This window comes from Salmonella bongori NCTC 12419 (assembly GCF_000252995.1).
Classification (GTDB): domain Bacteria; phylum Pseudomonadota; class Gammaproteobacteria; order Enterobacterales; family Enterobacteriaceae; genus Salmonella; species Salmonella bongori.
In genome coordinates this window covers 974,524-986,885 of the sequence record NC_015761.1, presented here as the reverse complement: position 1 = coordinate 986,885, position 12,362 = coordinate 974,524, and the positions used below count along the sequence as shown (strand labels likewise).

8 protein-coding genes are annotated in these 12,362 nt (G+C 50.7%); 2 read left to right on the top strand and 6 right to left on the bottom strand.

The features are described from left to right. Window positions 1-2: 2 nt before the first annotated feature. From pqiA to rlmKL, 3 genes are read right to left on the bottom strand one after another with little or no spacing between them, the layout of a single operon-like run. A complete protein-coding gene (gene pqiA, locus SBG_RS04515; RefSeq protein WP_000333142.1) occupies window positions 3-1,256 on the bottom strand; it encodes a membrane integrity-associated transporter subunit PqiA in 1,254 nt (417 codons plus the stop codon). Window positions 1,257-1,270: 14 nt separating this feature from the next. After that, window positions 1,271-3,178, bottom strand: coding sequence for an ABC transporter ATP-binding protein (locus SBG_RS04510; protein ID WP_000053132.1), 1,908 nt, complete (start codon window positions 3,176-3,178; stop codon window positions 1,271-1,273). Between the two features lie 12 nt (window positions 3,179-3,190). Continuing rightward, the gene (gene rlmKL / locus SBG_RS04505) at window positions 3,191-5,299 is read right to left on the bottom strand and encodes a bifunctional 23S rRNA (guanine(2069)-N(7))-methyltransferase RlmK/23S rRNA (guanine(2445)-N(2))-methyltransferase RlmL (protein ID WP_001086478.1); all 2,109 of its coding nucleotides are present in this window, start codon (window positions 5,297-5,299) and stop codon (window positions 3,191-3,193) included. Between the two features lie 98 nt (window positions 5,300-5,397). Between rlmKL and SBG_RS04500 the strand changes: the two genes are divergently transcribed. After that, window positions 5,398-6,507, top strand: a complete 1,110-nt coding sequence (locus SBG_RS04500) for a YcbX family protein (protein ID WP_000224087.1) — start codon at window positions 5,398-5,400, stop codon at window positions 6,505-6,507. Here SBG_RS04500 and zapC read toward each other — a convergent pair. The 3 genes from zapC to pepN form a co-directional block, all read right to left on the bottom strand. Next, on the bottom strand, window positions 6,504-7,046 hold the full coding sequence (gene zapC / locus SBG_RS04495; protein WP_001220655.1) for a cell division protein ZapC: 543 nt from the start codon (window positions 7,044-7,046) through the stop codon (window positions 6,504-6,506). The genes SBG_RS04500 and zapC overlap by 4 nt on opposite strands. A 166-nt stretch (window positions 7,047-7,212) precedes the next feature. Continuing rightward, window positions 7,213-8,223, bottom strand: coding sequence for a quinone-dependent dihydroorotate dehydrogenase (gene pyrD / locus SBG_RS04490; protein ID WP_000291726.1), 1,011 nt, complete (start codon window positions 8,221-8,223; stop codon window positions 7,213-7,215). A 277-nt stretch (window positions 8,224-8,500) separates the two neighbouring features. Then, the gene (gene pepN / locus SBG_RS04485; RefSeq protein WP_000193878.1) at window positions 8,501-11,113 is read right to left on the bottom strand and encodes an aminopeptidase N; all 2,613 of its coding nucleotides are present in this window, start codon (window positions 11,111-11,113) and stop codon (window positions 8,501-8,503) included. Window positions 11,114-11,797: 684 nt separating this feature from the next. On the opposite strand from pepN, the gene SBG_RS04480 reads away from it, so the two are divergent. Further along, complete coding sequence (locus SBG_RS04480; RefSeq protein WP_000138826.1) at window positions 11,798-12,283, top strand: MEKHLA domain-containing protein; 486 nt, start codon at window positions 11,798-11,800, stop codon at window positions 12,281-12,283. Window positions 12,284-12,362 lie beyond the last annotated feature (79 nt).

Sequence of the window (12,362 nt, the reverse complement as noted above, 5' to 3'; positions counted from 1 at the left end):
TATCAGGACTCCTCATGGCCTGGTTCGTATTCACGATCCCACGACAGACGCGGATCAAAGGTCATCGCAGAAAACATTGTCATTATGACGACTAAAGCAAACATCAACGCACCCATTGCAGGATAAATATTCATTAACCCTCCCATACGCACCAGCGCAGAGAGTACGGCAATGACGAAGACATCAATCATTGACCAGCGCCCCACAAACTCCACCACTTCATAAATAAAATGCATCCGCTCACTGTCGCGTTTACCGTGGCCTTTCGCATCCCAACAAAGCCAGCCAATCGCGATCATTTTTAGCGTCGGCACCATAATGCTGGCGAGAAAGATGACCGCCGCAACCGGATAAGAGCCCTCGCTCCACAGCAAAATAACGCCAGCCAGAATAGTCGACGGCATTTTCGAGCCCAGTAAATCGGTGATCATGATCGGCAGAATATTGGCGGGTAAATAAAGCATGATCGAGGTAAATAATAACGCCAGGGTCCACTGCAAACTATTTTTACGCCGGACATAGCCTTTTGTATGACAGCGCGGACAAACGAGGCTATCGGCAGGTAGTATCGCCGTACAGCAGGCGCAGGAACGCAACGATTGCCGGATACCGGTTATCCCCGGCGTGAGTGGTTGCGCCAGGGCAGGCTGCGGGGCGATATCATCCCACAACCAACGGCGATCGACACACTGAAACGCCCGTAGCTGTACGATACAAAATAAGCACCAGGGAATAAAACTGCTGCCAATGCCAATGTCGCCATAGGCCATTAACTTAACAAAGCTGACCAGCACGCCTGCAAGAAATATTTCCGCCATTCCCCAGGATTTTAAAAGGAAAAAGATCCGCGCCAGCATTTTTTTTACCGGCAGCGGCAGGTCAGCACGGTTGACGAGTAATAAAATGGTCACCAGACAAAATGCCGGCACCAGTTGGACAAATAATAAAAAGAAAGTACCGAGGCTGGCGTAATCTTCAGAAAACATAACGCCAGGAATTTCCAGAAGCGTCACTTCGCTGGTGACGCCCGCGACATTCATATTCACGAAAGGAAAAAGGTTAGAAAGCAGCAGCATAAATAAGGCTGCTAACGCATAGGCAGTAGGACGCTGCCGTGGGGCGTCCCACTCGGTTGTTAATGTTGCGCCACACCGTGGACATGCCGCTTTTTGTCCATGCGAGAGGCGAGGTAAAGCCACCAGCATGTCACATTGCGGGCACAATATGTGCTTCGCAGCATGGTGATGTTCACACATAGGCGCTCCTTTAATTATGCCCCGTTCTTCAGGCCTTCAAGATACTCCCAACGTTCGAAGGCTTGCTCAAGTTCCTGCTCCGCCTGACTCAAATCGGCCAGAACTTTTTGCGTTTGCTCATGGGGCTGGCTAAAAAAGGCCGCATCCGCAACCTGCGCCTGTAGCGCTTCCAGCTTCGCTTCCAGTTCTTCAAGCTGGCCGGGTAATTGCTCCAGCTCGCGCTGCAGTTTATAGCTTAGTTTGCTACTGCCGCGTTTTACAATTTCTGCTTTAGGGGCAATAACTTCCTCGTTTTTTTTCACCACAGGCTGTTTCGTCGCCAGATGCTGCGCCTGCTGCGTGCGCGCATCATGATAGCCGCCGACATAACGCCCGATTTTGCCGCCGCCTTCAAAGATCCAGCATTCCGTCACAGTGTTATCGACAAATTGCCGATCATGGCTGACCAGCAGTACCGTCCCCTGATAGCCATCAATTAGTTCTTCTAATAGTTCCAGCGTTTCGACGTCAAGATCGTTCGTTGGTTCATCAAGAATTAAAAGGTTGCTCGGCTTGAGAAACAGGCGCGCCAACAGCAGACGGTTACGCTCGCCGCCGGAAAGCGCGCGAACGGGTGTCATCGCCCGTTTGGGATGAAACAGAAAGTCCTGCAAATAACCCAGTACATGGCGCGGCTTGCCGTTTACCATGACCTCTTGCTTGCCTTCCGCAAGGTTATCCATCACGGTTTTTTCCGGGTCCAGCTCGGCACGATGCTGATCGAAATAGGCGACTTCCAGCTTCGTTCCCACATGGATACGTCCACTGTCGGCCTGAAGTTGTCCCAGCATCAGTTTTAATAGCGTCGTTTTACCGCAGCCGTTCGGCCCGATTAAGGCGATCTTGTCACCGCGCTGCACCTGGGCGGAAAAATCTTTTACCAGTTGCTTTCCTTCCACCTGGTAATCAACATTTTCCATCTCAAAGACGATCTTCCCTGAACGCGCCGCCTCTTCGACCTGCATCTTCGCCGTACCCATCACTTCACGGCGCTCGCTGCGTTCACGACGCATCGCTTTTAACGCCCGTACACGTCCTTCGTTGCGAGTACGTCTCGCCTTGATGCCCTGACGAATCCAGACCTCTTCCTGCGCCAGTTTGCGATCAAATTCCGCGTTTTGTAACTCTTCTACGCGCAGCGCTTCTTCTTTCTCCAGCAGGTATTGATCGTAATTTCCCGGATAAGTAACCAGTTTGCCACGATCGAGATCGACAATGCGGGTCGCCATATTGCGAATAAACGAACGATCGTGAGAGATAAAAATAATCGTTCCGTTAAAGGTTTTCAGAAACCCTTCCAGCCAGTCAATGGTTTCGATATCCAGATGGTTAGTCGGTTCGTCCAGTAACAATACGCGCGGATTACTGACCAGCGCCCGACCCAACGCGGCTTTACGCAGCCAGCCGCCGGAGAGCGACGACAGCGCGGCGTTAGGATCGAGTCCAAGCTGCGCCAGCACTTCATTAATACGGTTCTCTAACTGCCACAAATTATGGTGGTCAAGTTGCTCCTGCACACGCGCCATTTCATTGAGGTTTTTCTCGCTGGGATCGGTCATCACCTGACGGGAAATCTCATGGTAGCGTTTAAGGTATTCTGCTTGTTCTTCAATACCTTCAGCGACAAAGTCATAGACGCTGCCCGCAATATTACGCGGCGGATCCTGTTGCAAACGCGCGACGATCAGATCCTGCTCATAGATAATACGGCCATCATCCAGACTCTGTTCACGGTTGAGGATCTTCATCAGGGTGGATTTCCCGGCACCGTTACGCCCCACCAGACAGACGCGTTCGTTATCTTCAATATGTAGCTCTGCGTTATCGAGAAGCGGCGCGTCGCTGAACGACAGCCATGCGCCATGCATACTGATTAATGACATTTATTTTTCCTTTCAGGCGGCGCGGATGAGCCAACAATTATGGATCTGACGGTTACGGGCAAAATCCGGGGAGAGCGTTTTTTGCGTAATTTCTTGTGCGGTAAGCCCCAATTCAGCCAACCCTTCCAGATCCATACGGAACCCGCGCTTATTATTAGAGAACATAATGGTGCCGTCTTTACGCAGCAGGCGTTTTAAGTCCTTCATTAATGCCAAATGATCGCGCTGGACATCAAACGACTCTTCCATACGTTTTGAGTTAGAAAACGTCGGTGGATCGATAAAGATCAGATCGAACTGTTCGTTTGCTTCGCGCAGCCAGCCCAGGCAGTCGGCCTGAATCAGGCGATGCGCGCGGCCACTCAGTCCATTCAAGCGCAAATTACGTTCGGCCCATTCCAGATAGGTACGGGACATATCCACCGTTGTGGTACTGCGTGCGCCGCCCAGCCCTGCATGTACGCTGGCGCTGCCGGTATAAGAAAAGAGATTCAGGAAATCTTTGCCTTTGCTCATTTCTCCCAGCATTCTGCGAGCAATACGGTGATCGAGGAACAGACCGGTGTCGAGATAATCCGTCAGATTTACCCATAAGCGCGCATTATATTCGCTGACCTCAAGGAACTCGCCCTTCTCGCTCATTTTCTGATACTGGTTTTTTCCTTTTTGCCGTTCCCGGGTTTTTAATACCAGTTTATTCGGCGGAATACCGAGCACTGACAAGGTTGCCGCAATAATATCGAACAGACGTTGCCGCGCTTTTTGCGCATCCACCGTTTTCGGCGGCGCATATTCCTGAATCACCGCCCAGTCGCCGTAACGGTCTACCGCCACGTTATATTCCGGCAGGTCGGCATCATATAAGCGATAGCACTCAATGCCTTCCTGACGCGCCCATTTTTCCAGCTTTTTAAGATTCTTACGCAGGCGATTAGCATAATCTTCCGCCACCGTTGCCGGTTTACTGTCCGCAGTGGTTTCCGCAATATGATAGTTTTTCTGCACGCAGTCCAGCGGACCATTCTTGGCTTTAAACTGTTTGTCGGCACGAAGTTGCAGACTGCCCAGCAAATCAGGCGAGGCGCTGAACAGCGACAAATTCCAACCGCCAAATTGGTTTTTCATCGTCCGACCCAGCAGGCTATGCAGCGCAATCAGCGCCGGTTCGCTGTCCAGACGTTCGCCATAGGGCGGGTTACTGATAACCGTACCATACGGGCCTTTCGACAACGGATTACTCAGTTGCGCCACATCTTTCACTTCAAAGGTGATTAGCTCGCTGATACCGGCGCGACGGGCGTTGCTGCGTGCCCGCTCAATGACGCGCGCATCGCTGTCAGAACCATAGAAATGCGACGAATATTCTGCCAGCCCCTTACGCGCCCGGGTCTGTGCTTCGGCTTTCACTTCCTGCCAGATAGTCCCGTCATGCTGTGCCCAGCCGCTAAATCCCCAGTGGCCACGGTGCAGGCCCGGCGCGCGATCGGTCGCCCACATCGCGGCTTCAATCAATAACGTCCCGGACCCACACATCGGATCGAGCAACGGCGTGCCCGGCTGCCAGCCGGAACGCATCACAATCGCCGCCGCCAACGTTTCTTTAATTGGCGCAAGGCCAGCACGATCGCGGTAGCCACGCAGGTGCAGACCATCACCGCTGAGATCCAGCGCAATGCTGGCCGTCTCTTTATTCAGCCAGACATTAATACGGAGATCCGGCGATTCGCGATCCACATTTGGACGCGGAAGATTTTTCCGCGTAAACGCATCGACAATCGCGTCTTTGACTTTCATCGCGCCATACTGGCTATTACGGATGGTGTCGTTCAGACCGCTAAAATGCACCGCAAAGGTCGCGCCAGGATTAAAAATCTCTGTCCAGTTTATCGCCTGAACGCCGAGGTAAAGGTCCAGATCGCTGTAGACTTTACACTCCCCCATCGGCAGGATAATACGCGAGGCCAGACGGCTCCACATCAGACTCTGGTAAATAAGCCGCGTGTCGCCCTGAAAATGGACCCCACCCTGAACAACCTGACACCCTACGGCGCCCAGTTTTTCCAGTTCAGTTTTTAACAGCTCTTCCAGCCCGCGGGCCGTACTGGCAAACAGAGAATTCATATTATCACTTTTACGCTAAGAAAATTGTTGCGCATTATAGCTAATCTCACGCCCATGTCATAAAGTTGAAGGCTTATTTTCATTTGAGGGACTGTACGGTGGCGACGTTATCACGGCTCTTTATTCATCCAGTCAAATCCATGCGCGGCATTGGTCTGACTCATGCACTGGCAGATGTCAGTGGTCTGGCTTTTGATCGCATCTTCATGGTTACCGAGCCCGACGGTACCTTTATTACCGCCCGCCAGTTTCCGCAAATGGTACGTTTCACGCCCTCTCCCTTTCACGATGGGCTCCATCTGACCGCACCGGACAGCAGCAGCGCGCTGGTTCGTTTTACCGATTTCACCCCGCAGGATGTGCCGACCGAGGTCTGGGGAAACCATTTTACCGCTCGTGTCGCCCCAATGGCGATTAACCAATGGCTGAGCGGCTTTTTTTCCCGCGATGTCCAGCTACGCTGGGTCGGGCCGCAGTTGACGCGTCGGGTTAAACGGCATAACGCAGTACCGCTGGGATTCGCCGATGGCTACCCATACTTGCTGACCAACGAAGCCTCGCTGCGCGATCTTCAGCGGCGTTGCCCGGCAGGCGTGACAATGGAGCAATTCCGCCCAAACTTAGTGGTTTCCGGCGTAGCGGCCTGGGAGGAGGATCGCTGGAAAGTGCTTCGCATTGGCGACGTGATTTTTGACGTCGTGAAGCCCTGTAGCCGCTGCATTTTTACGACCGTAAGCCCTGAAAAAGGGCAAAAACATCCTTCCGGAGAACCGCTGGTGACGCTGCAATCTTTCCGTACCGCTCAGGACAACGGCGATGTGGATTTTGGTCAGAACCTGATTGCCCGTAATAGCGGCGTGATTCGCGTCGGTGATGACGTGGAGATCCTGGCGACGGCTCCGGCAAAAATTTATGGCGCCGCCGCGTCCGATGATTGCGTTACGCCAGATAAACAGCCGGACGCAACCGTGGTCATCGACTGGCAGGGGCACATTTTTCTCGGGAATAATCAGCAGGTACTGCTGGAACAGCTGGAAAATCAGGGGATCCGTATTCCATATTCTTGCCGGGCGGGTATCTGTGGATGCTGCCGGATACGTTTGCTGGAAGGCGAAGTTAGCCCGCTGAAAACGTCGGCCATGGGCGAAGATGGTACAATTCTGAGTTGTAGCTGCGTGCCTAAGTCCGCATTACGACTGGAAAATTAAACCGCCTGTTCAAGGCTGAAACGGTGACAGTGAACCTGCGGTTTCAGCCTGTCGTTCATAATTTTAATTGCATCGCCAAGCTGCATGGTTCGGCCTGCGATTACTACGCCGGGCTGGGCCAGCAGGCAAAGTGCGGCATTTTCTCCTGGTTCGACCACCAGTAAATTAACCTGTTCTGCCGTATCGCTTAACCAGACGCTTGCGGCATCACCTGTTCCAGGCGTCCACGCTTCGCCATGGGCCACAAAATGCCAACTTTTTGGCATTTGCGGTTTAAGGTAACGAATCGCCACCAGCGCATTTAACACCAGCTCCGCCCGTTGCTCTTTGCTTAATTCGAAGTCCCGACACTTTTCTTCGAAGGAAAAATAGAGCGCGGCATCATCCACGCAAAAACCGGTCGGGCAAAAGGCGTCTGGTGTGAGCATCTTACGAGGGAAACGCGAACGAAAAAGCATACCATTGGCAAGATCGAGCATCATACGATCGTGCTCGTCATCATAATACCAGCGCCAGTTATCGTCAGGTTTAATTCGCATTAGCCTCTCTCCCGCCTGTAAGCAACTCGTAACAGCATTGTCCTTTTGCCGCTTCGTTTATTACCCCAATAATAAAAGCCTAAAATGTCTAAATAAGCAACAGTGGAGAAATATAAAACAACCAGAGCCGGAAATAAAGCCCTGGTTGTCTGATAAAGGGTAAAGTTTAGATATGCGTTACGATCTCTTTAATCAATGGCGGACCTTTAAAAATAAAGCCGGAATAAATTTGTACCAGTGTTGCGCCTGCGGCTATCTTTTCTCGTGCGGCGATAACTGAGTCGATGCCGCCGACGCCGATAATCGGTAATTGTCCTTTTAACTCCTGGGACAAACGACGAATAGTTTCTGTGCTTTTTAATTGCAATGGCCGACCACTTAATCCTCCCGTTTGCTGGTAATTTTTCATTCCCTGTACCAACGAACGATCAAGGGTCGTATTTGTTGCAATTACGCCATCAATATTGTGTCGAAGCAGGCTATCGGCAACCTGGATCAATTCCTCTTCACAAAGATCCGGCGCGATCTTTACGGCCACCGGTACATATTTATGGTGGATCGCCTGAAGATCGTTTTGCTTATTTTTAATAGCGCTTAAGAGATCATCCAGCGCATCGCCATACTGGAGTGAACGTAACCCTGGTGTATTCGGTGAAGAAATATTAATGGCGATATAACCTGCATACGCATAGACTTTTTCCATACAAATCAGGTAGTCATCTTTGCCATTTTCAACTGGCGTATCTTTATTTTTGCCAATATTGATGCCCAGAATACCATCAAAATGGGCCTTTTTAACATTCTCAACCAGGTTATCAACGCCCAGATTATTAAACCCCATCCGATTGATCAGGCCTTCAGCCTCCACCAGACGGAAAAGACGCGGCTTATCGTTACCCGGCTGCGGACGCGGCGTCACAGTGCCGATTTCAAGGGAACCAAACCCCATCGCGCCTAACGCATCAATGCACTCCCCGTCTTTATCCAGACCTGCAGCCAGCCCCAGCGGGTTTTTAAAAGTAAGCCCCATGCAGGTAACCGGTTTTGTCGGCACCTTCTGGCGCACCAGCGCTTCCAGCGGCGTACCGGTAATGCGGCGTAATTGTTGAAATGTAAATTCATGAGCGCGCTCTGGATCGAGCTGGAAAAGGGCTTTACGAACGAAGGGATAGTACATGAACTCTCCTGGATTCCCGGTATGCAAACCGGGGGCGTATTATGGGCGATATCGTTGAAAAAGGGAATTGACCTGCCGCAATAAATAGCAATCGTTTTCCCTCTCTCTTCTCCCACACGCTCCGCCAGATGCCGTTCTGTGCGACATGACCGTCTTCCTTTACTGGATGGATAAAGCGCAACAAATCCTCCTCCGGCTAAAAAAACGCCCGGTTGCACGAACGCATACCGGGCTTACATCACATTTTTATACCGGATAAATTCCTTCCGGCGCGCTATCAGGCCAACGCTTTCGTGATCTTCTCATACAAATCACCGGAAAGATTCTCCAGTCCTTTTAACTGCTCCAGCGCCGCTCGCATTTTCTCCTGCCGTTTCTCATCATAGCGCTTCAGGCGGATCAGCGGTTCAATGAGGCGTGACGCTACCTGTGGGTTGCGGCTATTCAGATCGGTCAGCATCTCGACCAGGAACTGATATCCACTGCCGTCTTCCGCATGGAACGCCGCCGGGTTGCTGCCGGCAAAGGCACCAATTAATGAACGAATGCGGTTTGGGTTACTCATACTGAAAGAACGGTGTCGGAGCAGGCCACGTACCGTTTCCAGGACATTCTCCGCGGGGCTGGTGGATTGCAGGATAAACCATTTATCCATCACCAGACCATCCTGATGCCACTTATCGTCATATTCCTGCATCAATGTATCGCGACACGGCAACTGGGCCGCCACCGCAGCAGACAGCGCTGCCAGCGCATCGGTCATGTTATTGGCGTCGCGATACTGTTTGCTGACCAATCTATTAGCCAGTTCCGTCTCGCCGAACGCCAGGAAGCGCAGGCAGGCGTTACGCAGTGCGCGCTTGCCGATGTCGCCATGATCAATACGGTACGCATTCAACGCGTTGGCGTTATAAATAGCAAGGAACTCATCCGCCAGTTCTGTCGCCAGCGTACGTGTCAACGCTTCACGGACTTGCATAATGGCGATCGGGTCGATAACCTCGAACAACTCTGCTATTTCACTGGCCGAAGGCAACGTTAAAATTTCTGCGGCCAGCGCCGGATCGATCTTCTCATCTAACAGCACCGCGCGAAATGCGTCAGCAACATGCACCGGAAGCGATAGCGGCTGCCCCTGCTGATGACGCGCCACATTCAGTTTAATGTATGTGGCCAGCAGACTTTGCGCCGCATCCCAACGGGAGAAATCATTGCGCGCATGGCGCATCAGGAACGTCAACTGCTGATCGCTCCATTTATATTCCAGTTTCACCGGCGCTGAAAACTCGCACAGCAAGGCCGGAACAGGCTGGAAGTAGACATTATCGAAGGTAAATGTCTGCTCCGCCTGCGTGACGTTCAGCACGGCATTGACCGGATGACCACCTTTTTGCAACGGAATGACGTTGCCTTCGTTATCATACAACTCAATGGCGAACGGAATATGCAGCGGTTGCTTTTCCGCCTGATCTGCCGTCGCTGGCGTACGCTGACTAATAGTCAACATATACTGCTCGGTTTCCGGATTATAATCATCTTTTACCGTTACAATCGGCGTGCCGGACTGACTGTACCAGCGGCGGAAATGGGACAAATCGACATTAGAAGCATCTTCCATCGCCTGCACAAAATCATCGCAGGTCGCCGCGCTGCCGTCATGGCGCTCAAAATAAAGCTGCATCCCCTTCTGGAAATTGTCCTCACCCAGCAACGTGTGGATCATGCGAATGACTTCCGCACCCTTTTCATAAACGGTGAGGGTGTAGAAGTTATTCATTTCGATTACTTTATCCGGGCGGATAGGATGCGCCATCGGGCTGGCATCTTCCGCAAACTGCAAACCGCGCATGGTACGCACGTTACTGATACGGTTTACCGCACGCGAACCCAAATCAGAGCTAAACTCCTGATCGCGGAATACCGTTAAGCCCTCTTTCAGACTGAGCTGGAACCAGTCGCGGCAGGTGACGCGGTTACCTGTCCAGTTGTGGAAATACTCATGGCCGATCACGCGCTCAATATCAAGATAATCTTTATCCGTCGCGGTATCAGTACGCGCCAACACATATTTGGAGTTAAAGATATTGAGACCCTTATTCTCCATCGCGCCCATATTAAAGAAATCCACCGCGACAATCATATAGATGTCGAGGTCATACTCGAGACCAAAGCGGGCTTCATCCCATTTCATGGCGTTTTTCAGCGAAGTCATCGCCCATGGCGCACGATCAAGATTGCCGCGGTCAACATACAATTCCAGCGCAACTTCCCGTCCCGAACGCGTCGTAAAAGTATCGCGCAATACGTCAAAATCACCCGCTACCAGCGCGAACAGGTAGCACGGTTTCGGGAATGGATCTTGCCACTGTACCCAGTGACGTCCATTCTCCAGCTCGCCCTGAGCCACGCGGTTGCCGTTAGAAAGCAGGAACGGGTATTTGATTTTATCGGCAATAATTTTAGTGGTAAATCGCGCCAGGACATCCGGGCGATCAAGATACCAGGTAATATGGCGGAAACCTTCAGCCTCACACTGGGTGCAGAGCGCATCACCGGACTGGTACAATCCTTCCAGCGCCGTATTCGCCGCTGGGTTGATTTCATTGACAATGCGCAGCGTAAAACGCTCTGGCAGACCGCTGATAATAAGCGCGCCCTCTTCTTCTTTATAGGCTGCCCACGGCGCATCGTTAACGTGGAGGGAAACCAGCGTTAAATCTTCCCCGTCAAGGCGAAGAGGCACATCAGGCGCACCATGACGAACAGCCTGGCTTATTGCGGTGACCACGGTTTTTTCGGCATTGAGGTCAAACGTCAAGTCAATATCAGTAATCTGGTAATCCGGCGCGCGATAGTCGTGGCGGTATTTGGCTTGTGGCTGTTGTGTCATAAAAAACCTTTCGCATCTACTGTAGAGTGTCGACTCCAGTCTATTCCTGTTGCGCAAATCGCGCTACGCAGAATGTTCATCTTTTCAGGCACAAACGGCCTTTTTGCTACATTTTTATAATATGAACTCATAATTTTTAAAATCTATAACAACCGTCCAGAGACGCCTAAAACACGGAATGAGCGATACCACAAGAAGACGGGGTTAACGAACAGTAAGAATTTCACAATGCAGCTTTGTCCCTCCATGACCCATCATTAATGTTAGCCAATACCAGGTCCCATTAGTCTTGTAGAGGACATCTGCAATACACATCCTTTGTGAACTCTCCAAAAGTTTAACCGCTTATGGCAGATGCTCTGACAGATAGCACAACCATGGGCTCCGGACAGTATGTCTGGGACGCCGATCCTCCGGTATTCATTAAAGATGATGTGGATATCTACCTTATCCTAAATTCGGTGCGGACTGACAACTGCCCGAGCAGCAAAAACGCGTGGTGCCACTTATCAGCAGGAATGAGAGGCAACCTGAGCTTGAGATCGCCTTTATCTGTCATATAAAAAGAAGGCTCCGTTATAACGTTAAAATAAACTCTTTTTAAACAAAACCAGATTACATATAACAAGAATTATCCTCGCTCTATAATCATTGATGTTTTTCACTCAAGACTGGAGAAAGCCTATGACAGAACAAGCACTTCAACTCCTTAGCGCTATTGATGCTTCCTTTTATCACTATACAGGCGTTTATTTGCCCTGCCCTCCCTCGTTATCTGACCGTTATGACTGGCTGCATAATAACGCACCTTATAGTTTAGTTGCTCATAATTCAGAAAAAGATCCTAAATTTATCTATACCAATATGCAGGCGCTAAAATGTTTTAAATATCCACTGCAGGAATTTCTGGGATTACCTTCCCGTCTGAGCGCATCGGAAAACGACCAACCAGAAAGACAAGCATTATTACAGACCGTTAAAAACAGAGGCATCGCATTTAATTATTCGGGACCACGTGTGGATAAACACAATAATCAGTTTATCATATATGATGGTATCGTCTGGCAATCATGTGAGTCTAATAAGCCTATTTTCGGGCAGGCTGCATTATTTTGGCCAGATGACTCTGAAAAGCCATACTGGTTTTCTGAAGAGTTTTTTATTCAGTGACGAAGCTTCTGCTATTTTTAAGAGTAAGATTTAAATATCGATGTTTCTTGATATTACGAATCTTATCATTAAGATAGCG